Source organism: Bacteroides ihuae (assembly GCF_900104585.1).
In the GTDB taxonomy this organism is placed as follows: Bacteria; Bacteroidota; Bacteroidia; order Bacteroidales; family Bacteroidaceae; genus Bacteroides; species Bacteroides ihuae.
This window is the reverse complement of record NZ_FNVX01000004.1, coordinates 150,882-177,589: the sequence shown is the minus strand read 5'-3', so window position 1 is coordinate 177,589 and position 26,708 is coordinate 150,882. Positions and strand designations below refer to the sequence as shown.

The 26,708-nt window shown below is 41.3% G+C and carries 21 protein-coding genes and 1 pseudogene; all 22 read right to left on the bottom strand.

The annotated features are described in order from the left end of the window. Positions 1-38 precede the first annotated feature (38 nt). Positions 39-542, bottom strand: a complete 504-nt coding sequence (locus tag BQ5338_RS01555) for an RNA polymerase sigma factor (RefSeq protein ID WP_071145074.1) — start codon at positions 540-542, stop codon at positions 39-41. A gap of 186 nt (positions 543-728) precedes the next feature. Next, positions 729-1,715 carry a Gfo/Idh/MocA family protein gene (locus tag BQ5338_RS01550; RefSeq protein WP_071145073.1) on the bottom strand — a complete coding sequence of 329 codons (987 nt, stop codon included), beginning with the start codon at positions 1,713-1,715 and terminating at the stop codon, positions 729-731. A 113-nt stretch (positions 1,716-1,828) separates the two neighbouring features. Further along, entirely contained in the window at positions 1,829-2,659 is an 831-nt protein-coding gene (locus tag BQ5338_RS01545) for a transporter substrate-binding domain-containing protein (RefSeq protein WP_071145072.1), read from the bottom strand. A 6-nt stretch (positions 2,660-2,665) separates the two neighbouring features. Beyond that, positions 2,666-4,681 carry a putative porin gene (locus BQ5338_RS01540; protein WP_071145071.1) on the bottom strand — a complete coding sequence of 672 codons (2,016 nt, stop codon included), beginning with the start codon at positions 4,679-4,681 and terminating at the stop codon, positions 2,666-2,668. Between the two features lie 165 nt (positions 4,682-4,846). Then, positions 4,847-5,389, bottom strand: coding sequence for a 2-oxoacid:acceptor oxidoreductase family protein (locus BQ5338_RS01535; RefSeq protein WP_071145070.1), 543 nt, complete (start codon positions 5,387-5,389; stop codon positions 4,847-4,849). A gap of 18 nt (positions 5,390-5,407) precedes the next feature. Then, positions 5,408-6,172 carry a thiamine pyrophosphate-dependent enzyme gene (locus tag BQ5338_RS01530; protein WP_071145818.1) on the bottom strand — a complete coding sequence of 255 codons (765 nt, stop codon included), beginning with the start codon at positions 6,170-6,172 and terminating at the stop codon, positions 5,408-5,410. A 9-nt stretch (positions 6,173-6,181) separates the two neighbouring features. After that, positions 6,182-6,352: a hypothetical protein gene (locus tag BQ5338_RS16935; protein ID WP_139265147.1), complete on the bottom strand. Its 171-nt coding sequence runs from the start codon at positions 6,350-6,352 to the stop codon at positions 6,182-6,184. Positions 6,353-6,360: 8 nt separating this feature from the next. Next, complete coding sequence (locus BQ5338_RS01525; RefSeq protein WP_071145069.1) at positions 6,361-7,443, bottom strand: 3-methyl-2-oxobutanoate dehydrogenase subunit VorB; 1,083 nt, start codon at positions 7,441-7,443, stop codon at positions 6,361-6,363. A gap of 10 nt (positions 7,444-7,453) precedes the next feature. After that, the gene (locus tag BQ5338_RS16440) at positions 7,454-7,681 is read right to left on the bottom strand and encodes a 4Fe-4S dicluster domain-containing protein (protein ID WP_078063351.1); all 228 of its coding nucleotides are present in this window, start codon (positions 7,679-7,681) and stop codon (positions 7,454-7,456) included. A 12-nt stretch (positions 7,682-7,693) separates the two neighbouring features. Next, positions 7,694-7,976, bottom strand: a pseudogene (locus tag BQ5338_RS01520) (tetratricopeptide repeat protein). A 168-nt stretch (positions 7,977-8,144) separates the two neighbouring features. Further along, on the bottom strand, positions 8,145-9,551 hold the full coding sequence (locus BQ5338_RS01515) for a glycoside hydrolase family 28 protein (RefSeq protein ID WP_071145817.1): 1,407 nt from the start codon (positions 9,549-9,551) through the stop codon (positions 8,145-8,147). A 231-nt stretch (positions 9,552-9,782) separates the two neighbouring features. Further along, positions 9,783-12,506 carry a pyruvate formate lyase family protein gene (locus BQ5338_RS01510; protein ID WP_071145068.1) on the bottom strand — a complete coding sequence of 908 codons (2,724 nt, stop codon included), beginning with the start codon at positions 12,504-12,506 and terminating at the stop codon, positions 9,783-9,785. Then, complete coding sequence (locus tag BQ5338_RS01505) at positions 12,460-13,443, bottom strand: glycyl-radical enzyme activating protein (RefSeq protein WP_071145067.1); 984 nt, start codon at positions 13,441-13,443, stop codon at positions 12,460-12,462. The genes BQ5338_RS01510 and BQ5338_RS01505 overlap by 47 nt, the downstream gene beginning before the upstream one ends. A 765-nt stretch (positions 13,444-14,208) precedes the next feature. Beyond that, positions 14,209-14,640, bottom strand: coding sequence for an RpiB/LacA/LacB family sugar-phosphate isomerase (locus BQ5338_RS01500; RefSeq protein WP_071145066.1), 432 nt, complete (start codon positions 14,638-14,640; stop codon positions 14,209-14,211). A 40-nt stretch (positions 14,641-14,680) separates the two neighbouring features. Beyond that, positions 14,681-16,690 (bottom strand): transketolase family protein, encoded by a 2,010-nt coding sequence (locus tag BQ5338_RS01495; protein ID WP_071145065.1) that lies wholly within the window; start codon positions 16,688-16,690, stop codon positions 14,681-14,683. 68 nt (positions 16,691-16,758) lie between these two features. After that, on the bottom strand, positions 16,759-18,300 hold the full coding sequence (locus BQ5338_RS01490; RefSeq protein ID WP_071145064.1) for an alpha-N-arabinofuranosidase: 1,542 nt from the start codon (positions 18,298-18,300) through the stop codon (positions 16,759-16,761). Positions 18,301-18,328: 28 nt separating this feature from the next. Further along, positions 18,329-20,260, bottom strand: a complete 1,932-nt coding sequence (locus tag BQ5338_RS01485; protein ID WP_071145063.1) for a glycoside hydrolase family 97 protein — start codon at positions 20,258-20,260, stop codon at positions 18,329-18,331. A 160-nt stretch (positions 20,261-20,420) separates the two neighbouring features. Then, positions 20,421-22,091 (bottom strand): ribulokinase, encoded by a 1,671-nt coding sequence (locus BQ5338_RS01480; RefSeq protein WP_071145062.1) that lies wholly within the window; start codon positions 22,089-22,091, stop codon positions 20,421-20,423. Between the two features lie 6 nt (positions 22,092-22,097). Then, positions 22,098-23,600 carry an L-arabinose isomerase gene (araA, locus tag BQ5338_RS01475; RefSeq protein ID WP_071145061.1) on the bottom strand — a complete coding sequence of 501 codons (1,503 nt, stop codon included), beginning with the start codon at positions 23,598-23,600 and terminating at the stop codon, positions 22,098-22,100. Positions 23,601-23,636: 36 nt separating this feature from the next. Further along, the gene (locus BQ5338_RS01470; RefSeq protein ID WP_071145816.1) at positions 23,637-24,320 is read right to left on the bottom strand and encodes an L-ribulose-5-phosphate 4-epimerase; all 684 of its coding nucleotides are present in this window, start codon (positions 24,318-24,320) and stop codon (positions 23,637-23,639) included. Between the two features lie 4 nt (positions 24,321-24,324). Further along, entirely contained in the window at positions 24,325-25,002 is a 678-nt protein-coding gene (locus tag BQ5338_RS01465) for an NUDIX hydrolase (RefSeq protein ID WP_071145060.1), read from the bottom strand. 23 nt (positions 25,003-25,025) lie between these two features. Further along, on the bottom strand, positions 25,026-26,705 hold the full coding sequence (locus BQ5338_RS01460; protein ID WP_071145059.1) for a sodium:solute symporter: 1,680 nt from the start codon (positions 26,703-26,705) through the stop codon (positions 25,026-25,028). Positions 26,706-26,708 lie beyond the last annotated feature (3 nt).

Below are 26,708 nucleotides of genomic sequence, written 5' to 3'. Positions count from 1 at the left end.
GTTGGCCCTTCTGGAGGCACTATCTTATTATGAATTCTTCAACAGTTTGTTTTTAACTTAATATAAATGTCTCTCACTTTTTTTCGGGCTCTCGATAGGTTGCTGCGAACAGCTTCCGGACTACATCCTGTTATCTCGGCTATCTCTTCGGCTTCATACTCTTCTACATCTTTCATGCGGATGATGGTCTGTTGAAGTGTGGGTAGTGAACTGATAATCTCGTTTATCAATCGAAATTCATCTTTTCCTTCGAGCAAGTGTTCCGGGTTTAAACTTCGGGTAGCTGTCTGTACTTGGTCGAGTGATAGTGCGTCGGGCTTCTTGCTTCGCCACATATCCATGCAGAGGTTATGGGTGATTTTGATGGCCAACGCTTCTACGCTGTTGTATTCTTCCAGCTTTTGTCGAATGTTCCACAGTTTTATCATCACTTCCTGCACCACATCTTCCGCATCAGAGGTGTCGTCAGTTAGCTTCCGTGCATAATTGAATATTTTGCTTCGAAGCGGGAGAACTGTTATTTTAAATTCTTTGAGTTCCATCTACAGAGATAAGACGAAGGTGAATGGGCGAACGTGACATGGAAAAGAAAAAAAGTTTCGCAAAGGGGAAGATTATCTAAAAAAGAACCACAGATTAACGGGCTACTTCCTTTGAGATTCCTCCGATAGTTGAATGAGTAATCTGTGTAATCCGTTAATATGTGGTGAATAGTCGTTGGGATATATTTAGAGTTTTCCCAGAATTTTATCCATTACCCAATTGGTCGTGGTGGCACTTTCTCCATCGCACGTGCAGATAGATTTGCCAAGTAGATGATCTACTACAGCCTGAATAAGAGGTTGCTGTACATGTTCCGGGTTTTCGATGCGTAATTCTTCACGCCCTCGTTCGGTATGCAAGGCTATGGGATCGTAGGTAAATATGGAGAAGCAAATCATACCTTTGTCGCCAATGACTTCGATGCGGTCTTCTTTGGCAGATTCGTGAGCCACGAAACACCATGAACCGGAGCCTACCAAACCTGAGTCAAACTGAAAACAAGCGCTTAATGAATCTTCAGCAGGATAAAGTCCGCCTCGATTACTTTTGTATCCACTTGCTTCGAGTATACAGCCAAACATATCCTGCAATAAGTCGAGCTGATGAGGTGCCAAGTCATAAAAGTAGCCACCTCCGGAAATGTCTGGTTGCACGCGCCAAGGAAGATTGGTCTTGTTGTAATCTAATTCGTAAGCAGGTTGAGCATAACGAATCTGTATGTTGATGATGTTACCTATAGTGCCATCTTGCACGAGTTCTTTTACTTTCATGAAGTAGGGCATATATCTACGATAGTAGGCTACGAAACAAGGCATACCTGTCTCTTGTGATACACGGTTGATGCGCGTACATTCTTCATAGGTCACTGCCATTGGTTTTTCTATGTAGACGGGCTTGCCTGCCTTCATAGACATGATGGCATACGTGGCGTGAGAGGAAGGAGGAGTAGCAATATAAATGGCATTTACTTCCGGATCGTCAATCAGTTCTTGTGCGTCGTCATACCATTTCTTTATACCTCTTTTTTCGGCATAAGCTTTTGCTTTTGCACCATCCCGACTCATCACAGCTACCACCTCGGAGCTTTTTACTTTCCTAAATGCGGGGCCACTTTTTTGTTCGGTTACGTTTCCGCAGCCGATGAATCCCCATTTAATCACTTTATCATCCATAATCTTTTATTAAAAAACGTCTCTTATTACGCAAATATACATGATTATTTTTGATTAGCCTATAGTGCTATAAAAATGTAGCGAATGAGTGATAAAAGTAGTGGAATGTGATTTTAGTGTTGCTTGCCGTAATATTTGTGATAGATGCGCTGAAAATCTTTGCTTTTGCTAAACGTTTTCAACCAAGTATTAAGCTGAATTAATAGTACAGGAGATTTTTTGCTAACACCCCATGAGTAGAACTGGGTGAAGCTGATGTCGGTATTGATGTCCAGTTGGGGAAACGAATCAATTTCTGCGCGGGCAATGTCTTCGTTGCACACTGCATATTTGATGTCTCCATGAGCCACCATGGCGAGAAGTTGTTCGGGCCCATATTTATCAATCTCTTTCACAAAAATAGTATCGCCAATTTCGTTTCCTAGATTCTGTATGCGGAGTATGGATGGCGATCCTTTGATTACATAAAGAGTTTTACCTGCCAGATCGAGTTGATTCCTGATGTAGGTAGAGTCTCCTTTTACCGCTTTTCGCTGAACGAGTACCTGTTTACTTAAAAAGATAGGGATCGTAAGTAGTAGTGAGTCTTGGAGCTCGCTAGTTGACTGTATGCCATAACCAATAATATCGAAAGTACCATTACTTAGCCCTTGAAGTCGTTTTTGATAACTCATTTCGGGGATAATTTCTGCTTTCAATCCATTCTGCTTGGCAAAGGCATTAATGAGTTCGTAATGAAAACCGGAGATGCTATCGCCATCGGTGTAGTATCCGATGGAGTTGTACTCTGTCGCCACTCTGATGATTCCTTCGGCTTTAATGGCATTGTAGTCACGTGGGGACTTCTGAGGCTCTTCTTTTTTATGAAACCACAAAGAAGCGATAAGCACCGAAAGGATGCCCAGAATGAAGTACTTCAGCAGTCTTGATTTTGGCAATGTCATACGGTCTTAGTCATAAAAGTTCCACGAAAGTCCTAGTTTAAGCATTCTAGGGTTAATGGGGTAGTGAGGCGATAAGAAGTAATTGGAATTGCTCATCATCCCTTGATTGACGTGATACATCATCACGAAAAAACGAGTACGTTTCAATTGTAAATTAGCATATAGATTCACGATTGGATAACCTCCTATTTCTATCTGATTGTCAGTAGCTTGTAGATGGAATTGCTGAATGGCTGGCGTATAAGCAGGGGCGCTGTACTTGCTGAAGTAACGAACATCGGCACCTAATTGTACGCTTAATACCTTTTTGGCCAGCTTGGTTTCCAAATACAGGTTGTGGTATAATGAGAGTTTAGGTAATGGCAATATAGTATTGTTGCTTGATTGTTGCCAAGTGACCTCATTGTCTAAATGAAAAATACTCACTTTAAAATTTTGGTTCAACGTAGCAGATACTACTTGAATATTATCGCTGAACTGAGCAGGCATCGCCATCTCATTCAGATAAGTGTAGTTTTTAATATTTTCTACCCCAACTTTTAGGTTGGTTTGCCAACGTTGGATATTTAGTTCACCTTCAATGTGAGAGCGAAATTCTTTATCGAAGCTATTGTCCCAATAGAAGTGATTGGAGTGGTAATGCCTCATGTAAAATGCCGGTAAAGTATTGCTGACGTAAGCACGGGCAATTAAGCTGACAGTATCTTTCCATAAGTGAAAATTCAGGTCCATATCACCTTTTAAACGGAATTGTCCGATAGCTTGCTCAAGGGCGCCAATCTCTCCATTAATGGTATAGTGTAACAGGCTACCTTGTCGTTTAGATAGCTCTCCACCTACGAATATCTCTTGCTCGTTATATTTGTCTGTTGATACAGAATCTTTATTCATTAATTCATATTTACTCATTTTGTGAGAAATATAGGCAGTCAGTCCGGACTTGGCATACTTGTTAAATCCCTCGAGCAAGGCAATGCCTAGGGTGTTTTTAATGCTGAAAAATGTAGTTGTATCATTGCTGACACGAGTTCCTGTATTGATATAAGTGTTATCGTAGAAACCTTTTGTTTCCCCGGTTGATAAAAAATGATGCCTTGCCTTCTCTATGGATAGAGTGTGGATGAAACTAGTAACTGGTATGTATTTATCAATCGTATCATTCTCAACTCCAGTAGCCTTTCGGGTAAATCCGATATTGTATCGGTGCGTAAGATAGATATTGAATTTATTATTTTTATTCCATGTACTATCTATGTTGGTTGGTATATTTGCCGGTTCAAATTGTTTTGTACCTGCAGCCATCTCCTCAGGGTTGGTAATGTATTTGTCGTCACTAATTCCACCGTTTTCAGCCATTTTCATGGCGTAATTATTGTAGATTAGATGAGCTTGATAGCGATCGCCGATATAACTACCAAATAGCCCTCCATTGAAGAATGCGGTAGACTGATCGTTATATAGGCCTCTACCGTAAAGGTAATCTATATTAAACCCGAACGACAATTGCTTGTTCGCATTGACGGAGAAATAAGATTTGAAACGCTCTTCTCCGTCTATTTTGCTACCGGCTTTGTAATAAGTCAGATTCGTATAAGGTATATTACTATTTGTGAATTTGAATTCCCAAGGATTTATATAGAAGCTTGAATAAGGATCCATAAACATTGCGGAGGAGGCTTGAGAACGTTCAAAAAACAAACGAGACAGACGAGGAGCACCGAGATTTCCCAAGTAGTTATAGTGCCCCTTTATTCCTTCTCCTAAGTTGGTGTTTTGAAAATGATGGTAAGCAGTATCTACATTGATAGGTTTGATGTTGCCTAATTCTTCTGTTATATTCCACATGTATAGTTTGGGCTGCACACTTTGTATTTCTACATTTGAGCTATCCTTTTTTACGCGCATGGACGGATCTATCTGGTTTCCGTTCTCATCAAATGCATCGTTCGTTCTGACCTGAGCGAACGCATTGACTTGGCCAATGATGACTAAAACGATATATGTAAGTAGGAATCTTTTCATAATTACCGGCAAATATACAATAAAAAATAAATCGTCAACCGAAAAGCTTTGTGTATTAACTTCAATTATTGCTTCGAAAGATGAAGGTAAGGTCAAGGACGAATAAACCCGGGTCTGCAACTAATGCGGATCCGGGTATATCGATTATGTGTTATGAAGGATCATCTATTGTTCGTGAATCAGTTCCATACCCTTGAGTATGGCTGCTTCGTTCATTGGTATCAAATGATGATGTCGTTCGGGCAAGGTCTTCTTTAGTCCTTTTAGTACGCTCTCTATTGTAACGATGGGACGCAGTTTTAGCAATCCGCCAAGTACGATCATGTTGAATGCTTTTGCATTGTTCATTTCGTTGGCTGCATCCATAGCGTCTATTCGATAGACTTTGATGTCTTTTCGTGTGGGTGGATGGATAATGCCGTATCCGTCGTATATAAGTATGCCACCAGGCTTCACTTTGCTCTCAAATTTTTCGAGAGAAGGTTGGTTTAGGATGATAGCTGTGTCATATTTACTTAAAATAGGTGAGGATATTTTATTGTCACTTACGATAACTGTGACATTGGCTGTTCCTCCTCGTTGCTCCGGGCCATAGGCAGGCATCCAGGTCACTTCTTTGTCTTCCATTAATCCGGAATAGGCTAGAATCTTTCCCATCGACAAGACACCTTGTCCACCGAACCCTGCTATAATTATTTCTTCTTTCATCTTAGTTGACTTTTAGCATTATTCTTTGTCCTTAATATCGCCTAGCGGATAGAAAGGAAACATGTTTTTTTCCATCCATGTATTGGCATCGACAGGTGTCATCTTCCATCCGGCATTGCAGGTAGATACAATCTCAACCAAATTGGAGCCTTTTCCGCTCATCGAATTTTCGAATGCTTTGCGGATAGCTTTCTTGGCTTTGCGGATGGCAGCTACGCTTTGTACTGATTGGCGGGTAACATATGATGTACCTTCCAATTGCGCTGCTATTTCTGTGATCTTGATGGGATAGCCATGTAAATGTACATCACGGCCTTCTGGGCAGGTGGCTGTTTTCATCCCTAAGAGAGTCGTTGGTGCCATTTGTCCGCCTGTCATTCCATAGATACCGTTGTTGATGAAAATAATGGTAATGTTATCTCCACGATTAAGAGCGTGTATGGTTTCGGCTGTACCGATGCAAGCTAAGTCACCGTCGCCCTGATAGGTAAACACCAATTTACTTGGCCACAAGCGTTTGATGGCTGTAGCTACAGCAGGAGCACGTCCATGGGCGGCTTCTTGCCAGTCTATATCCAGATAATTATACATGAAAACGGCGCATCCCACAGGAGAGATACCTATGGTTTTATCTTCCATTCCCATCTCTTCTATCACTTCGGCGATAAGCTTATGAACTACTCCATGGCTACAGCCCGGGCAGTAGTGCATGGCGTTATCGTTCATTAGAACCGGTTTTTGGTAAACCAGATTCTCGGGCTTGATTATATCTTCTCTTGTTATCATAATGTTTTACCTGTTAGTGAATCGTATAAAAAACTCCATGATCTTTACGAAGATGGCTGCAGCACACACATAGATAAATGTCTTCTTATCGTCTACAGCAAAGTAAACGATGATAGCTATCAACGTGCCAATCATAAAAAGGATATTCAGAATGTTTCTTATTTTTTGAGGATTCATCTTGATTCTTATTTGATTAGTTTTTCTTTCAGGGCTACAACAATTTCGTCAGGGTCGGGCACAATGCCGCCTAAACGTCCGAAGTGCTCAACTTTCACTCTTCCGTTTACTGCCAAGCGAATATCTTCTATCATCTGTCCGGCATTTAATTCAAGAGAAAGCATTCCTTTTACTTTATCTGCATAGCCTGCGATGGCTTTTGTAGGGAACGGCCACAAAGTGATGGGACGTAGAATACCTACTTTGATGCCTTCTTCACGAGCAATCTCCATTGCTTTTTGTCCGATACGAGCCATGGAACCAAAAGCCACGATGAGATAGTCAGCATCTTCGCACTCTATTTCCTCATAGCGCACTTCATTTTCTTCGATCACTTTATATTTAGCTTGGAGGCGAAGGTTGTTTTGCTCCATTGCATTTGGGTCAAGCTCAAGAGAAGTGATGATATTAGGCTTTCTTCCTTTTGTCTTTCCAGTAGTAGCCCACGGGCAGCGTGCAATTACTTCTTCGTCTGTCAGGCGTTTTTTCTGGGCCGGAAGAACGACTTTCTCCATCATCTGTCCGATGACACCATCGGCCAACATCATAACGGGATTGCGATATTTGAAAGCAAGTTCAAATGATAATTCGACAAAGTCGGCCATCTCTTGTACTGAGGCGGGGGCCAATGCGATCAGCCTATAGTCTCCGTGTCCACCACCCTTTACTGTCTGAAAGTAATCGGCCTGACTGGGTTGAATGGTTCCCAATCCGGGACCTCCACGCATCACGTTCACAATCAGACAGGGCAGTTCGGCACCTGCAATGTAAGAGATTCCTTCTTGTTTTAAGCTGATGCCGGGACTTGAAGATGAGGTCATCACCTTTTTACCGCTTCCGGCTCCGCCGTATACCATATTTATAGCTGCTACTTCACTTTCGGCCTGAAGAACTACCATGCCGGTGGTTTCCCACGGTTTAAGTTCGGCAAGAGTCTCCAATACTTCCGATTGCGGAGTGATGGGGTAGCCAAAGTATCCGTCTGCGCCACAACGAATGGCGGCATGTGAGATAGCTTCGTTTCCCTTCATTAATACAACTTCTTCTTCCATATTCTTCAATTTATTCGCATTTAACCTTGTAAACAGTAATACATCCGTCCGGACAAACAGTTGCGCATGCGCTGCATCCGATACAGGTGTTTTCTAAGTATTCCAGGGCATAATTGTACCCTTTTGCATTAACCTCCTTTGCTAGAGAGATAACTTTTACCGGGCAAGCTACCACACATAGGTTGCATCCTTTGCAGCGTTCTGTGTTGACAACTATTGCTCCTCTGATTTTAGCCATAATCTTATCTTATTACGTTAGTTGATTATACATATCCTTGGTAGTAGAAATTCATAATGTCCATAACCATTTTGCGAGCCTGTAAAGCCGGGCTTTGGGGGTTGAGTTCAATGGCGAATTGGTAATTATTCAAGGCTTTCTGCCAGTCTCCCAGCTTCCGATAAGCATTCCCCAGAAGATAATAGGCATCATCTTTTTCGGTGTCATTCGTTTGTAGAAAACGTTCGAGTTCTTGAATGGCTTTATCTATATTACCTTGATTAATCAGTTCTTTTATGGTATTCAGTTGCTCCATATTGTGTGTAAATATACGGATTATTGAGTGGCAAAGATAGCTCATATTTAGAAACAGCGTTCATTTTTCTCGTGAAAAATAGGAAAACAGACAAAATAAAAAGCCGAATCGGTGATGATAGGCTATCTATATGTCACCAATTCGGCTGAATATTCGTTGAACGTCGACTTACTTATTCACAAGTTTGCCGTTGATATAAAGGTTCTTGAAAGTTACATCTTTAGCTCCGCTTATATTGTTTTTATCTTTGGATACGTTGTTGAAGTGAGAATCTTCTACGCTGATGTTATATACGTTTTCTGGACTGTCAAGACCAACGATATATACACCCAATTGACTCTTTTGGCATGTTACATTCTTTAAATGTACGTTGCGCACTGTTGGATTAAAGCCACGATTGCATTTCTCACGATTTTCGTATTGCAGGTTGATGCGCAGTACAGCTTCGCGACATTGTCCTACGGTGATATTGCGTACAAAAACATTTTCTATCAGGCCACCACGACAGGTACTGGTTTTAATACGAATAACGCGCTCAAGCTCAGGACTGTCCATCTTGCAATTTTCTACAAACAAATTACGATAACCTCCCGATATTTCGCTACCAATAACAACACCACCGTGTCCGTTTTTCATTTCACAGCCTCTAACGATGATGTTTTCACTTGGAATGTTCCATTTACGACCATCACCATTTCTTCCTGATTTGATAGCAATACAATCATCGCCTGTGTCGAAGATACAGTTTTCTATCAACACGTTTTTGCACGATTCAGGATCGCATCCATCGCCATTGGGGCCACGGTTAAAGATGTTTACCCCACGTACAATCAGACTTTCGCAGAAGAGTGGGTGGATAACCCAGAATGGAGAGTTGAGTAGTGTTACATCTTCTATCAGTACGGTATTGCAAGAATATAGGTTGATAAGCTGAGGACGCATACCATCTTCAGGTTTCATAATTCGCTTATAGATAGGTGTGCCAGTTTCACCATACATCAAAAGGCGCTCGCGGCCACCATTACGTTGAGCTACCATACCTTCTTTCCATCCGTAGTGAGGTGCTCCGCACATAGCCCACCAGTTTTCATTGGAGGCTTGTCCGTCTATTGTTCCTTTGCCGGTAATGGCAATGTTCGTTTCTCCATAAGCATAAATTAGTGGACGGGCATTGTAGCAGTCGATGCCTTCCCAGCGAGTGATTACTGCCGGAAAATAAAGACTTTGGTCTGTCGAGAACTTCAATTGAGCTCCTTCTTCTATGCGTAGATTGACATTACTTTTTAGGGTGATTGGACCTGTATAGAAGGTGCCTTTGGGTACAATCACTGTTCCTCCGCCAGCTTGGCTACATGTAAGAATGGCCAGATTGATGGCTTCGTGACAAGGTTCTGCCTCGTTGTCGGGCTTTGCTCCGAAGTCGGTAATTGTATACGAATGTTTAGGAAACGATGTCTTTTTGATTTGTTTCTCTATCTTGGCACTTTCTTTGAAGGCTTTGTCAAAGTCGATAGAACTTGCGTTGACTGAAAGAGTTGCGATGAGCAAACAAATGATTCCGAATACTTTTTTCATCATTTTCTTTTGGGTTTATAGATGGTTAATAGATTTCAGGTTGCAAATGTATCACTCTGCAAGGACTTATAGGGACTAGTTTTTGGTGGAAATAGTGCAATTATTGATATAATTGGGACAATTCTATTGCAATATGTTTTTTCGATATCCCTATTACAAAAATATGGTTATAATTATAATAAAGACTCCGAAGAACTGATTCAATTCTTCGGAGTCTTTATTCAGAGTGTATTATTTTTCGTTCATAGGACGTTTTATATAATTTTCCATGTGATCGAGAGGTAAAGTAATGAAAGGTGTTTGCCAACCACCAATACGTACATTTACTCCAGCATACGGCAAAAGCATCGCCACCGCGTCGGCTTCAGATTTTTTAAGAGCTTCTTGTGTTACCTTATATATCTCTTGGTATAGATCTGATGTTCCTATAGCCATCGTCATCATGCCACCTCCTTGAACAATAAACTCGTGGATGACTTGTTGCACTATGTCAGGAGTTACGCTTTCATCTTTTAAGCAAATATCAGTGATTACTCCAGCAGCAAAGCGGTTGAGATTAAACTTAGATAAAGAGCTTAATGTTCCCATTATACCTTGATCAACAGTGCCAGGGACGGGAGAAAAATTAGGAGCAATAGGCATGCCATCCGGACGATTAGCTGAAGCAGCAGCACCACGTCCTTGCCAGTTGTATTGTTCAAAAGTTCCCAATCCGGCAGTGATCTTCATTTTTATATCGTAAGTCATACCAAGCGGAAGACCATAATAGCCTGCTAAACTACGCAAAGAGGCCACCTTTCTCCATTCTTTCTCTGGATGAACATCTTGAAACAGATACTTACCAAATTTAGCAGATTCTTGAACGCATTGATAAAATATATCTAATACTTGGCTGGTTAAGGCATCGGCTTTCACATCATTATTTCCGAATTTAGGAGAATCATTGTCGAAATCATTGCTAATTTCGTTGTATTGTGAATTCTTTGATTCCCTTAATATCTTTTCCTCTTCTGATTCCTTTTTATCTGGAGATAATTTGTTTTTGCCAAAATTCTCTCGAATAGCTTCGCAAACTAACTCTAAGCTATATTTCTTTTCTTCATAAACCCAGCGTTGCAAAGCGGCTAGTTGATTAACCATATCTGGCACAGAACCTAGAATCAAGCCTCCTAAGTTATGGTAAGCTCCTCCTGCTGCTTTATCTCGTCCTTTTTCCATACATCCTTTGAGATATGCCGAAAATAGAGGCGATGGTGCCGCGTTTTCATCTATCATATAGTATAGAAAGAGAGACATTACGGATTGGTCAACAAAGAATTGCATGTGGACTTTCAAGTATTTCATAACCTCTTCAAAGCTTTTAGGAATAGGAGTGGTTGGAGATACCTTGGCTCCCCGAAATAGTTCATCGTCTTTCTTTAAAGAAGCTCCTTGGTTCAATGCTGACTCTAACGCTTGTAAACCTACCATCATACCAAAAGTCCAATCCGATTGCCCATTCAGAATAGGTTCCCAGCACCCATCTACGCAATAGTCATTGGCCAATGATTGCATACGGGTACTCACTTCGTTTGTATTCTTCTCATCTTGCATTAGAGCTTTGTACATTGCCGGAATCATAATCTCATCATTTAAGATAGAAGGATTATTTTTTGTTTGATAGATTGATTTAGCTACTTGCCGAAATAGTGCATCAGGACTATCTTTATGCAAACGAACATAAATGCCCGGGGCCGGCAAATTTACATTTTCAATAGCTTGTAAAATAAGAAAAGTACAATCATTTGTCGCATCCGATCCATCCGGCTTTTTTCCGCCAATAATTATGTTCTGCAAAAAGTTATTTACCCCTGCCTTTTGATCAATATAATACGGATGTGTACCCAATACGGTAGCATAATCCACATGATCCTGTTTTACTAAATATTTTGAACTTAAATTGAGACGCCCTGCACATTTTATTATTAAGCATTCGAATATTTCCAGAGGACTGTACTTCTCTTCTTTGTCCTTTTTAGCCAAATAGGGCTGTAGTACTTGGTCCAACCTTCCTAAGGAAATGAGATTCATAGAAGCATGCAAAGCTATGTGAAAGAAACAAATGCTTTGCACAGCCTCGTGAAACGTATCAGCTGGTAAGCGAGGAACTTTACGTGCTATGCGGGCTAAATCCATCAACTCTTCTCTTCTTTCAGGGTACTTTTCTGCATCATGTTCAGCAATCACAGCCCAGCGAGTAGCATAGTTAACTACAGCCTTACAAGCTAACTTTACTGCCCAATAGAAATCGAATTTTTTCTTTAAGCTAATCAGTTTTCCCTCTTCCAGTCTCAATAGTCTTAAGTTCTCTTCGTTGTCTTCCGCAGGAGAAGAATCTTGATCACGTTTATTATAAGTATCGTAGAGCCTTTTAACAAGAGTCTTACCTTTCTTGATCTGAGGAGCTAATGTGTCCAGTTCGGCTGAACAGGTATCTATCTTTTTCTGTAGCCCATCACTTAGCAAGTCGCTATAATCCATTGAGTTGTGTCCAAAGAGAGATGCTGCATTACGGTTGGTGATGGAGCCGGCCCGCAGTTCGTCATCAGTAAGGAAACGAGGGAACATTTTCCCTAATCCATTAGAGCCCATAGGCATTGCTCCTAGAAGTAAGTCGCCTTCCAGAATATCTGCCGTATGTGTTTTCTTGCTACATTCTTTGTCTGTCATTGCTGTGAGCATCCGATCTATGGCTACTGAACGCCGCACAATGACGGAACAATTTTCGATAGATTTCCAAAGCGGATACTTCTCGTTAGTAGTGCTATTCTCTTTCACTACATTATCAAACATGTCCTGGCTAAACCACTCCTCCGAGCGATCCCCGAGAGCCTTGCTTATCAAAGTATCATAGAGTTTCTTAACTCTATCACTCATCTGGCTTTCCAGATTTAAATTCCATTGATTCTCTTTCATAAATATTAAAATTAAGGTGAGTAAAAAAAGATGTTATTTTAGATTCACAAGATTCAATATCCGAAGCATTAGGCACAGCCATTTTCAACGCTATACCACTACGTTGATAATTTACGTCAAAATTCACATTCCATGGAAGAATAGTGACTGTATTTATACCATTTTTTATCAGTATTGAGGAAATACTATGTAAAACATCATCCCTATCAAAGAAACCTGGAACCATAGGTATTTGAGGTAGTACTTTAGCTCCTTTATTTACTAAATAATCTAGAACATTGCTGATTTGCTCGTCGTGTCGCTGATGTTTACAACCGGTAATTACCCGCATGCCGAATAGCCATACATCAACTAGTGGGATCATTCTTTTATAGATGTCCAATGGCAGTAGCCCCGATGTTTCAATGACCGTATGTATTCCTTCCTGCTTGCAGAGTCGTAGTAACTCTTCCGCAGCTTGCGGCTGTAGTAAAGCTTCTCCTCCCGACAATGTAATGCCGCCTTGCTTGCGGGTAAGACGAAGATATGGAAGTATCTGTTCCCAAAGTGATAACACCGTTGTTTCTGTTGTAGGAAGATGTAGCGCACTACCTTTTATTCCTGTAATGCTTCTTGGACATTGGTCGATACAATTACCACATCCTACACAGCGTTCTCGGTGTAGAATATGTCCGAATTCATTGAATTCATGTACCTTATGCTTGCAAACTTCTGCACAACGACCACATCCTAGGCATAAAGCCGAAAGACTCATCAAGGGGGCATTATATATTTGTGAGTGCGGCGAATGGCACCACTCGCACTGTGCAGGACATCCCTGAAAATACACTACTGTACGGACACCGGGACCATCTTGCTTAGATAATTCCGCCACATCAAACACCCTGAGATGATGAGTGTGTGTGCGATGTTCCATTTCTCCTATACGTACTTTCATTGCGAATCCTTTTGAAAGTCTGTTTTGTAAATGTTAGATTCTCAAATATAAATTAAGTTTAATGTAATATGTTATGATTTGTGATATATTTCATTGGTGTTAACTATTTTTATACTAACATGAGATGGAAACTTCAAGACATGATACCTAATAAGAGTGCAGAATTTATGATCAGTATTCTTCTCAAGTGACCTATATAAGAGAGACGTCTGATTTTGGTAATCTTTTGGTGGTTACTCGAATAGCTTCAGTAACTCTCTATAGAAATAAAACTTGTTGGAGACGCCGGATATTTGAACATAACAATTAATAGCGGCGCTAGCGATTATCGACAGCATATTAATCCCCAGATCTATTGGTATACTATTTTAAAGAACCTAAGTACTTACCTTTTGAGCTCATTCTTGTCAATAGCAAGTTTATTGATTATTAACGCTATCTGAAATTTCTAAGAACATATAGGAGTTTAGGAGGTAACAAAGAGAAACTTTTATTTTTCATATAAGAGTTATTCCGATGACGCATAAGCATATTAGTGAAGAGAAACCGTCTTTTGACTGAAGAGAACCGTGCAGTTGGCTCATCTGAACCTTTCTTTTGAGCAATCTGAGGCGTTTTTGAGGATAAATAGCACGGCGCAAAACAAAAAAAAGGAAGAAGTCGAAACTTCTTCCTTTTACCGTATTTTAATCTGAATATACTTTATGATTATGCTAACAAAGATACAACATTACATTGCTTAAGTCAAGCATTTACCCTAAAATATTAAAGAGGAATTTTATCAATTCGTCTTTGATGACGGCCTCCTTCAAATTCTGCAGCAAAGAATGTGGTCATGATAACATCAGCTTCGTCAGTAGTAATGAAACGTCCCGGCATGACCAGTATGTTCGCATTATTGTGCCGACGAGCAAGTTCTGCTATTTCCGGAATCCAACAAAGGGCGGCACGAATGCCCTGATGCTTGTTTAGTGTGATATTAATGCCGTTTCCGCTACCACATATCGCAATGCCCGGGTAGCATTCTTCTGCTTCAATGGCATAAGCTAGTGGATGGGCAAAATCGGCGTAATCACAACTTTCTGCTGTATATGTTCCGTAGTCTTTATAGGGCCATCCTTTAGCCTCTAGCCAACTCTTTACAAACTGTTTCAACTCGAAACCTGCATGATCGGAACAAATTCCTATTGTTTTCATTCTTTCGTAGATTTATGAAGGGGTGTTTATTTTATTTTTATTATAGCATTTCTTTTACTTGCTTATATACGTTCTCGGCAGTGAAGCCCAACTTCTCGTCCAGTACTGTGTACGGAGCAGAGAAACCGAATGATTCTAAACCGAAAACCTTACCGTTTGCTCCGACCAACCCTTGCAAGTTGACAGGTAATCCGGCTGTCAGACCGAATACTTTGGCGCCTGAAGGAATAATAGATTCTTGATATTCTTTGCTCTGACTACGGAATAATCCTTCTGAAGGTGCCGATACGATACGGAGTTTCACACCATCCTTACGAAGCAACTCAGCACCGGCCACAAGTGTAGATACTTCAGAACCTGAAGCAACCAAGATAACATCCGGATTATTCTCAGATCCGGCTACGATGTAAGCACCTTTGTTAGCTTGAGTGTAATCGTTACCTGCAGGCAGGTTTGCGATATTTTGGCGAGAGAAAATCAAAGCCGATGGGGTAGTGGTATTTTCCATAGCCAACTTCCATGCTTGAGTAGTCTCTTCTGCATCAGCGGGACGCAATACCAACATCGAATTATGTCCTTTGTGATTTTTCAGTTTCTCCATCAAACGTATTTGTGCCTCTTGTTCTACCGGTTCGTGAGTAGGTCCGTCTTCGCCTACGCGGAAAGCATCGTGAGTCCAAACGAACTTAACGGGTTGTTCCATTAAGGCTGCCATACGGATGGCTGGCTTCATGTAGTCTGAGAATACGAAGAAAGTAGCACAAGCCGGAATCACACCTCCGTGCAGAGCCATACCAATGGAAATGCAAGCCATGGTTAATTCGGATACACCAGCCTGCAAGAAAGAACCGCTAAAGTCTTCTTTGCTAAACGCATGTGTCTTTTTTAAGAATCCGTCTGTTTTGTCGGAGTTAGAAAGGTCGGCCGAAGTTACAACCATATTTTCTACTTCACCCGCTAATGTAGCTAGTACGGTAGCAGAAGCTGCACGAGTAGCCGATCCTGCTTTTTGTACAATAGCATCCCAGTTCACTTTAGGAGCTTCACCTTTGAAGAATTGCTCCATTTTAGCAGCCAATTCAGGTTTTGCTTTTGCCCATTCAGCTTTTGCAGCATATCTTGCAGCTACAATGGTAGCTAGTTCTTCAGCACGTTTAGCATATAAAGCAGCAACTTCAGGGAATATTTTGAATGGTTCTTCAGGATTACCACTTAAATTCTTAACTGTATTTTTATAAGCATTGCCACCTAATGGTGCACCGTGTGTTTCGCAGTTGTCCTCATAGCTAGAGCCATCAGCTTTGCGTGCGCCTTTTCCCATGGTTGTTTTACCAATGATAAGGGTTGGTTGCATTTTTACAGCCTGAGCTTCGATTAATGCTTTGCGGATGGCATCGGGATCATTACCGTTAATGATAATGACTTTCCATTTCCACGCTTCATACTTCATCGCTACATCTTCGCTAGTTACCTCTTTGGTGGTACTGGAAAGCTGAATGCCGTTAGAATCGTAGAACATGATCAGGTTGTCCAGCCCTAGATGGCCGGCAATACGTCCGGAACCCTGAGAGATTTCCTCTTGTACTCCTCCGTCGGAAATATAAGAGTAAATCGTTTGGTTCATCACTTCACCAAAGCGTGCTTTGAGGAATTTAGCAGCAATAGCAGCACCAACTGCATACGTGTGTCCTTGTCCCAACGGGCCGGAAGTGTTTTCTACTCCACGCATGATGTCTACTTCAGGATGTCCGGGAGTAGGGCTTCCCCATTGGCGGAACTGTGCCAATTCATCCATGGTATATTTACCGGTTAGAGCTAATGTAGAATACAACATCGGCGACATGTGTCCCGGATCAAGAAAGAAGCGGTCTCGTCCTTCCCATTTAGGGTTCTTGGGGTCATATACTAAAAACTCAGAGAAGAGTACATTTATAAAGTCTGCACCTCCCATAGCACCACCCGGGTGTCCTGAATTTGCTTTTTCAACCATTGAAGCTGCCAATATACGAATATTATCAGCGGCTAAAGTCATGAGTTCATTATCATTCATACTATACAAAGTTAAGTGTTTCTGCAAAGATAATCGTTTACTATAATTTATCTTTCGCTAGATGGAAATTATTTTATTGTTAAGGTAACAATCGACTTAGCGGGAAGTTCTACTTTTAGTAAACCTTTACTAACTTTAGCTCCTTTGAAATCTTTTAGATTTACTACATTCGGTCTTTCAAAAGAGTTGTAGTCTGTGATGTCGGTAGAAGTTAATATCTGGCCGCTTACCCCACTAATCTTGAACTGAGAGATGTCGATAGATATATCTTCTGTGTTATCAGCATCCACATTAGAGAGAGAAACATGGATTACTCCTTCTTTGTCTTTTGATGCTGTGGCGCTAACCAAAGGAACTGTACGATTATCTCTTACGTTCACTTTATCACAGATCAGATCAAGTGGGAGATATGTTGCGTTTTGATGAACTTTGTACATATCGAATACATAGTACGTTGGAGTTAACACCATTTCTTTGCCCTTAGTCAGAATCATGGATTGTAATACGTTTACGATCTGTGCAATATTTGCCATTTGTATGCGGTCGGTGTATTTATGAAACACATCTAAAGTCAGTGAAGCAACAAATGCATCGCGCATAGAGTTTTGTTGATAAAGATGTCCGCGAGTTGTTCCCGGCTCTTCGTCCCACCAAGTTCCCCATTCGTCAACCAGTAATCCGACATTTTTCTTTGGATCATATTTATCCATGATATTGATATGCTTCTTAATTACATCTTCAATTTCCAGACATTTACCCATAGTCCAGTAATAATCGTCTTTGCTGAACTTAGTGGCTGAACCTTTGCTACCATTCCATCCTGTGACTGTGTAATAATGAAGAGAGAGACCATTCATGCGGGCACCTATGTTTTTCATTAAAGTTTCTGTCCAGTTGAAATCATAATCACTGGCACCGCTAGCTATTTTATATAGGTGGTTATCATCATAGTTACGGCAATAAGTAGAATAGCGACGATATAAGTCAGCATAATATTCTGGTCTCATGCTTCCGCCGCATCCCCAGCTTTCGTTGCCCACTCCAAGGAATTTTACTTTCCAAGCTTTGTCGCGTCCGTTCTTGCGGCGTAGATTGGCCATAGGAGAATCTCCATCGGAAGTCATGTATTCTACCCACTTAGCTAATTCTTCCACGCTACCACTACCCACGTTTCCGCTGATGTAAGGTTCGCATCCTATTAATTCACAAAGGTTTAAAAACTCGTGTGTACCGAAGCTATTGTCTTCTATGGTACCTCCCCAGTTGTTATTGACCATTTTAGGACGATTTTCTTTCGGGCCGATTCCATCCGTCCAGTGATATTCATCGGCAAAGCATCCACCCGGCCAACGTAGAACAGGTACTTTCAATTCTTTTAGTGCATTTAGCACATCGGTACGATAACCTTGAGTGTTAGGAATATCCGATTTTTCGCCCACCCAAAGTCCACCATAAATGCATGAACCGAGGTGTTCGGCAAATTGCCCGTAGATTTCTTTTGGAATAATTTGCTTTCCTTGTTCCGGATAAATTTTTACTGTGGCACTCTTCTGTGCTGATAGAGACATGCAAGCTATTAATAGCGTACTGACTAGAATTTTTTTCTTCATGTTTCTTATATTATTTAGTTAGTAGGTTTTATTTCATATAAATTACGCAACCGCCTTGTCTTTGTAACTCTACTTTTAGATTACCCTTTTTATCTACTTTGGAGGTTTGTAGTCCGGCAGTGCGATCTGCCTTATCATAAATGAGCGTTAATTCTTTGCCCATAAGCCAAGGCAGAGACAATACCAATTGTTTCGGTTGTTCATTTGCATTTGCCGCGGCGATATACCACCTGTCTCCATATCGGCGTGCGATTACGCAGTATTTACCCGGATAGCCGTCTACGAAACGAGTTTCATCCCATACCGTTGGTACTTTCTTCATAAAATCCAGTACATAGTCCGGTTGTTCGGTTAAGTTATTCGGAGTGATGCCAAAATGCTGAATGGGTGATTGGTAAATGACAGAACTTGCTACTTCAAAAGCGTCGGTTGTTTTTCTTATCGTACCGTTAGTCTGATCTTTAGAGAAGCGTTTATTAAAGAATACCGGACCAAAGTCCATTGCTGAAACCGCATTACGGGTAAAAGGTAGCATGGTGGCAGAATAGGCCTCTTTATCTGTGTGATATTGGTTGAAAACCATATTCTCTGAAACTAAGGCCGCTTCACTACTCATGTGGTTCGGATACATTCGTTCCCAACCTCTTGGCAAGGTTGTGCCGTGAAAGTTGACGAAGATACCATATTTGTTAGCATCAGTCAGAATGTCTTCATAGAGTTTCATCGTTATCTGTTTATCCCCTCCAAAGAAATCTACCTTGATCCCTTTTACGCCCAAGGACTTCATCCACTCCATTTCTTTCTGGCGAGCAGGGGCTGCGTCCATTCTGTGTTTTGGTCCTTGTGGTGCATCATTCCATGTACCATTAGAGTTGTACCACAGAATCACATCCACTCCTTTTGATTGTGCATATGCAATTAGTGAGGGCATATTTTCATATCCAATCTGTTTGTCCCACAATGCATCAATCAAAATGTATTCATAGCCCATATTTGCAGCCAAGTCAATAAATGTCTTTTGATCCTGATAATTGCAACTCACATCTTGCCATAATATCCAACTCCAAGTGCTGCGTCCCGGTTTGTATACTTGTGAAGGTTCGTATATTGGTTTTACTACGTCGTAAGCAGAAGTAGTCTCCACTATTGGTTTGAGCGTTTCTCCCACGGTGATAGTCTTCCATGACGTGAGTAGAGGAAGACTTGCAGTAACGCTATTGTCACCCAATCCATCGTTCTCTTTTTTATCAGGGAAAGCAATGCTATATAATCCGTCTTTAGTGCCATCGCTCAAACGAGTCCCTACATAACGACTACTTACTCCCGTTTCCGAGAGTAGCACCCAATGGCTATTTTCCAAGTGGAAGAGGGCAGGGAAGGTGTATCCTAAATTATATTTTGACAGAGTGCCTATTGGCTCCTCAATGGTATATTCTTCTTCGTAACTGGGTTTTGTTTTCTCCCATCCTGCTCCTGCAGGTGCTTGTGGAGTGATGAAAGTGGTCGTTTTTACCGGAAAGTCGAATCCGGTAACTTCATGGTCGATGGTGCAATGTGAACGTTTAGCGGAAGCGATTCGATAGGCTTGTGAAATATCGTTGTTGCTCACCCGAAAGATGATCTGTAAAGTGTCATTGTTGGCATTGAGATAGCTGCAAACCAATTCATTGGCTTTATAATGCACACGACTTGTCTTTGCATGTGATAAAGAATAAGTATCATCAATGAAGCGAGTTGATTCTTTACATATCTTTAATGCTGTAGAAAAACTTCCAATGCTGGTTTCAAGTCCCAAAGGGGATTGTTCAAGAACTGTATTGTTGTTGTATGTTACGGAGTAGGATACCTTTCCGTCAGATAATGTTAGCCGTACTTTTAAGGAGCCGTTAGGTCCTTGAACTTCCTGCGCTTGCAATAAAAGTGGGATAATGGCTAATACGGTTAATAGAATTTTTCTCATGGTGTTATAGTTATCATGTATAAATTAGCTGAATAATATAGCTTGTGTAGGTTATTACTAGCAAATAATGCGATATAGGTTAAACTGAAATGATAAAGAAAGGTAAATGCTAGGCGGAGTTTAATAGACGCTCCGCCTAGCATTCTTATCTGAGTTGTGTTTATGAAAAGAGTTCTTTTTCTGTGAACTGTCCTACTTTAATGTACTTTTCATAAATATCCTGATAGGCTTTTGCATTCTCTGCTATTGGAGAATATTCAAAAGCAAATCCGGATGACATGGCATTTTGGGCGTCTTCTATCTTGCTATATTCTCCTGCAGCTGTAGCAGCAAACATTGCTGCACCAAGAGCGCAAGCTTGATCTGTTTTACAAACCTTGATAGGCATGTTAAGCACATCACTAAGTGTTTGCATTACAAATGGAGATTTAAGCGCAATACCACCGATTCCAATAACACTATCAATCCGTACACCTTCATTCCTAAAGCGGTTGACAATGGCTTTTGAACCAAAAGCTGTTGCTTCAACCAATGCGCGGAAGATACGTGGTGCCGAGCTAGCCAGAGATAAACCGGTAATTGTACCTTTCAATAACTGGTTGGCGTCCGGAGTACGTCTGCCATTCATCCAATCGGTTGCTATGATACTACTTTCACTCACCGGAATTTTTTCTGCTTCTTTGGTCAGTGCAGGGATAATGCTGTTGCAAGCTTCGTCTATCAATTTAGCTTTTGTAGCCTCATCAATCAACGTACTTTCTCCAATGATATTTTTCAAAGGGAACTCAAGTACCTGTTTGAACCATGCATAAATATCTCCAAAGGCTGATTGTCCGGCTTCCAGTCCAATCATGCCCGGTATAACCGATCCGTCTACTTGTCCGCAAATACCTTTGATTAGTTTCTCGCCAATCTCTTCATACGAAGCAACCATGATGTCGCAAGTAGAAGTTCCGATGACACGTACGAAGGTGTGTGGAGTAACTCCCGCACCCACGGCGCCCATGTGGCAGTCGAATGCTCCACCGGCTACTACTACATCAGTAGTTAGTCCTAAACGCTTGGCCCACTCTGCGTTCAACTTTCCTACAGGTTTGTCTGCTGTTTCAGTTTTGTCGAACAAGCGTGCTCTGAAACCTGCCAACAATGGATCGAGTGCGGTTAGGAATTCTTCACTTGGAAGTCCTCCCCATTTCTCGTGCCACATCGCTTTGTGTCCGCATGCACAACGGCTGCGAACAATGTCATCACTTTTAGTTACCCCGGTAATCAAAGCAGGCAACCATTCGCAATATTCTACGATGGAGTAAGCTTTGGCTCTTACACTTTCATCCTGACGGAGAACGTGGAGAGCTTTGGCCCAAAACCATTCAGAAGAATAAATTCCCCCTTCGTAAGCCGAATAGTCAATTTTCCAATTTGCGCAAAGTTTGTTCACCTCGGCTGCTTCTTTAATGGCAGTATGGTCTTTCCACAACACAAACATTGCATTTGGGTTTTCCGTAAACTCTGGTAGCAGTGCTAACGGAGTACCTGTGGCATCTGTAAAAGCAGGAGTACTTCCTGTCGTATCAAAAGCAATACCAATCACCTTCTCGGCAGTTCCCTGAGGGCAGGCTGCAAGAGCCTCTTTCACGGTAGCTTCCAATACATCAATATAATCTTGCGGATGCTGGCGATATTGGTTGATGGCAGGATTGCAGTACAATCCTTTTTGCCATCGGGGATAATATTTAACGGATGTGGCTAACGCCTCTCCCGTGAGTGCATTTACTACAAGTGCACGGGCAGAGTCGCTACCATAATCAAGTCCTATAACGAATTTATCCATAATTATTTAGCAAAGAGCTTTGTTTAACATGTAATAGATTTCATTCATGCGAAGTTCTTTCTTAAACTCGCTGATCGTAGTGTTGTTATCAATAACAACCATCTCAATACCTGCTATTTCAGCATAATCTTCCAGATACTCAACTGTTAAGTCGTAAGAGAAACTTGTGTGATGAGTACCACCTGCCAAGATCCATGCAGCAGCTCCGACTTCCAAATTTGGTTGAGGAATCCACAAAGAAGAAGCAACGGGAAGTTTAGGCAATTCTTTGCTCTTTATGCAATCAACCTTATTCACAATCAGGCGGAAACGGTTGCCCATGTCAATAATTGTTGCAGCAACACCTTCGCCTTGTTTAGAGGTGAATACCAAGCGAGCAGGATCGTTCTTGCCACCAATACCCAATGGATGAACTTCCAATTTAGGTTTGTGTTCAGCAATGAGTGGACAAACTTCGAGCATGTGTGCTTGCAGAATCGCACTTTTTTCTCCATCAAAGTTCAATGTGTAGTCTTCAAGGAAAGAGCATCCTTTAGGAAGTCCCTGACCCATGAACCACATGGTGCGGAAGAGAGCAGCTGTTTTCCAGTCACCTTCTGCACCAAAGCCATAGCCTTCAGCCATTAAGCGCTGGCAAGCAAGACCCGGTAGTTGATCAATTCCGGCAAGATCATCGAAGTTTGTAGTGAAAGCTTTGGCTCCTTTTTCAGAAAGAAAACGACGAAGAGCGATTTCTCCACGAGCAGCCTCTTTTACCTGATTAACAAAGTGAGCATCTTTCTTCTGTGCCTCAGTGATGGTGTATTCTTCTTCGTAAGTAGCTACTAACGCCTGAATTTCTTCATCAGTCACCTTATTTAATACAGCAACGAGGTTTGCAATCGGATAATAATCTACGTGGTAACCTAGACGCAATTCTGCTTCTACCTTATCTCCGTCGGTTACTGCCACGTTGTTCATTTGGTCGCCGAAGCGGATGATACGCATGTCTTGTGCATCTGCCCAACCGGCTGAAACACGCATCCATACAGCAATCTTAGCTTGTGCTTCAGCATCCTGCCAATGGCCTACTACCACTTTGCGATTCTTACGCATGCGAGTTACCATGTGTCCGAATTCACGGTCGCCATGCGCTGACTGATTCAAGTTCATAAAGTCCATATCCATTGTTTCCCATGGAATTTCCTTGTTGAACTGTGTGTGAAAGTGTAACAAAGGTTTTTTCAACTCTTGCAATCCGTGAATCCACATTTTAGCAGGAGAGAAGGTATGCATCCAAGTGATCACACCGATACATTTTTCTTCGTTGTTAGCAGCTTTGAAAGTATCTGTAACCTCTCTGGCCGAATTCACTGTACCTTTATATATTACTTTGACAGGCAGATTGCCCGAGCTATTGAGCCCTTTTACTATCTCGTTTGAGTGTGCATCTACTGCAATAACTGCGTCGCCTCCGTATAAGAGCTGTGCTCCGGTAACGAACCATACTTCATAATTTTCGAATCCCATAATTGTATTCTTTTAAAATTGTTATTTTATAATTTATTACTGTCCATAATAAGCGTTTGGGCCATGCTTGCGATTGAAGTGCTTTTCAACTAGTAGCGGATTCATCGTTAATTGAGGATTAACGGTATAAGAGATGCTAGCCATTTTGGCTACTTGCTCCATTACAACAGCATTGTGCACCGCATCATTTGCATCTTTTCCCCAAGAAAAAGGACCATGATTTTTAACCAATACTCCCGGAGTATGTACCGGATTGATGCCTTCGAATCTTTTCACGATCACATTACCCGTTTCCAATTCATAAGCACCGTTTACTTCTTCTTCAGTCATATCAGCTGTGCAAGGAATAGCGTCGTGAAAGTAATCAGCATGAGTCGTTCCGATGTTGGGAAGATCAATGCCCGCCTGTGCCCAAGCGGTGGCGTATGTAGAGTGCGTGTGTACTACTCCACCAATTTCAGAAAATGCTTTGTAAAGAACCACGTGAGTAGCTGTATCCGATGATGGCTTAAGTTTACCTTCCACCACTTTTCCATCAAGATCTACCACCACCATGTCTTCAGCTTTCATATCATCATAAGATACTCCACTTGGCTTGATAACTACTAATCCGCTTTCACGATCAATAGCTGATACATTTCCCCATGTAAATATTACCAATCCATGTTTTACCAACTCCAGATTGGCTTGGAATACTTTTTCTTTTAAAGCTTCTAACATATACTTATAATTTAAATTTAGGATCTTTCCGATAAGCTTTCCCATTGAATTTATAGAGAAAAGCTCCACGTCTTGATCCTGATTTATCTATTTTATCCGTCTTTTCAATGAAATCCATTTCGGCCACTCTTTTACGGAAGTTGCGTTTATCCAGCGTTTCTCCGTAAATGGCTTCATATAATGCTTGTAACTGAGTTAGAGTAAACAAATTCGGCAATAAATTAAAGCCTATAGGCTCATTACCGGCTTGGTATTTCATTCGTTCTCTGGCTTGTTCCACCATTTTGGGATGGTCAAAGAAGAGAGAAGGAAGTTGATTGATATTGGCCCAATAAGCATTATGCTTTTGTACTAATTCTCTATCGTACTCATTTACGTTTATCAATGCGTAGTAGGCTACAGATATTACTCTTTCACCCGGGTCGCGTTCAACTTCACCAAATGCTCCTACTTGTTCCATATATACATTCTCAAGACCGGTAAGCTGATGAAGTACTCGTTTGGCGGCGCTGTCTATACTTTCATTTTCCTGAACAAATCCCCCCATTAGTGACCATTCTCCCATCGCCGGTTCAAAATTTCGTTTCAGCAAGAGGAGGTTAAGTTCTCCCTTGCTGAAACCAAAAATGATACAGTCCACTGAAATATAAAACTTCGGATGATGACTATAATAATTGCTCATTAACAGATTTAGTTAGTTCTTAATTACCAGAAGTACCAATAGAACGCCGCTGTAAAGCCTAATATGATAATTGTGTTGATAACATCCCAATGGTTCCAACTAGCTCTTGATGCAGCTTTTTGTTCGGGTGTTGACGATCCAAATACTAAACCTTGAATTTGTGCAGGGTCTGGCGCTTTTGTAAATAAGCTGACTACTACTACGACAATGATACAGAAGAGTAGCATCCATCCGCAGAAGAATAACCAGTTCAGGTCATAGAACAAACTCTTAAACATTGATTCGCCCGCATTTGTGCCAATAGTAGTATAATATACTTTAGCTCCTAAACGAGTGATACCAATGGCAAAGCCAGAGAGTAGTCCCCACATTCCACCTTTGGCAGAAGTACGTTTCCATGTAATACCCATTAAGAAAGCTGCGGCAATACCCGGAGCCAATACAGACTGTACATCTTGTAAGTAGTTATAAAGCACATTACCGATACTCTTCATAATGGGAATCCATAAGATACCTAAGATAACGATTACTACTGTTGCTATCTGACCTATTTTTACTAATTTCTTTTCGGGAGTATTTGGCTTAAATCTTTTGTAAAAATCGATGGTGAAAAGCATTGCTGAAGAATTGAACAAAGAAGCAAGCGAGCTCATTAAAGCGGCAAGAATACCGCAGACAACAAGTCCTTTCACTCCGGCAGGAAGCAATTTGGCAACCAGCGAAGGGAAAGCTGCGTCAGCAGAAGGAAGCACATATTGCACGCCGTTTAACATAATTCCTTTTTGAGACATGGTAAAAGCGATCATGCCCGGAATAAGGAATAAGAATACAGGCAATAGTTTTAAATAGGCTCCAAATATTGATCCACGACGTGCTTCTTTCTCATTTCTACCTGAAAGTACACGTTGTACGATGAACTGGTCTGTACACCAATACCAGAATCCAATAATAGATGAACCAATCAAAGCACCTAGCCACGGAAAGTTCGGGTCGCCATTGCTGCGAATTAGATTGACCATGGTATCTCCATATTGATTCACTGGAGTTGCACCACAAGTTGCTAAAACTTCGTCCCATCCACCTACAGCTTTCAAACCAAGTACCAGAATAATGATGGAACCGGCTAATAAAATAGGAGTTTGAAGTACGGAAGTATAGAGCACTGATTTCATTCCACCGAATATCGTGTATAGGGCTGTTAACAGAACAAGGCCAATTGCCGAAATCCAGAAGAAGTCAATTCCCCATAGTTCTTTGATTCCGAATACTTGCTGGAACACCAATCCACCTGCATATACCGTAACGGCAACTTTGGTCAATACATAACTTACCAGAGATATGATAGAAAGTATCGTACGTGATTCACTATTATAACGACGCTCAAGGAATTCAGGCATGGTGAGCACCATACTTCTGGAGTAAAAAGGAACGAATACCCATCCTAAAATAAGAATCATCCATCCTTGTATTTCCCAATGAGCCATGGCCATACCACTAGATGCTCCGGCTCCTGCAAGACCGATTAAGTGCTCCGATCCAATATTTGAAGCAAAAATGGAAGCGCCGATTGCGATCCAACCAGCATCACGCCCTCCGAGAAAGTAATCCTCCGAGTTATTTTGTTTTTGTCTGGTTACCCAGATTATAATACCTATAAGTGCAGCGAAAAATAACGCTATAACAATCCAGTCTAATGTTCCCACGGT